The following is a 302-nucleotide window of genomic DNA, read 5'->3' on the forward strand; positions in this document are numbered from 1 at the left end:
CCCCCCCCCCCCCCCCCCCCCCCCCCCCCCCCCCCCCCCCCCCCCCCCCCCCCCCCCCCCCCCCCCCCCCCCCCCCCCCCCCCCCCCCCCCCCCCCCCCCCCCTTTTCAAGCAGAAGACGGCATCCGAGATCAGGCGCCATGTCTCGTGGGCTCGGAGATGTGTATAAGAGACAGGCCTTGTACTTGGTGATGAGTCCGCCGATCACCGGGCGCAGCAACTGGCCCAGCACGAACGGCAGCAGCAGTTGCTCGGCCACGCCCAGCAGCGCCTTGCCCACCGACAGTTCCGCGCCCGAGGCCT

At 75.5% G+C, this 302-nt stretch carries 1 pseudogene; it reads right to left on the reverse strand.

The annotated features are described in order from the left end of the window. Window positions 1–168: 168 nt before the first annotated feature. A pseudogene (locus JHD73_RS29450) lies at window positions 169–302 on the reverse strand (bile acid:sodium symporter); the annotation flags it as partial.

It is taken from the genome of Ralstonia sp. ASV6, assembly GCF_016429285.1.
Taxonomy (GTDB): Bacteria; Pseudomonadota; Gammaproteobacteria; order Burkholderiales; family Burkholderiaceae; genus Ralstonia; species Ralstonia flaminis.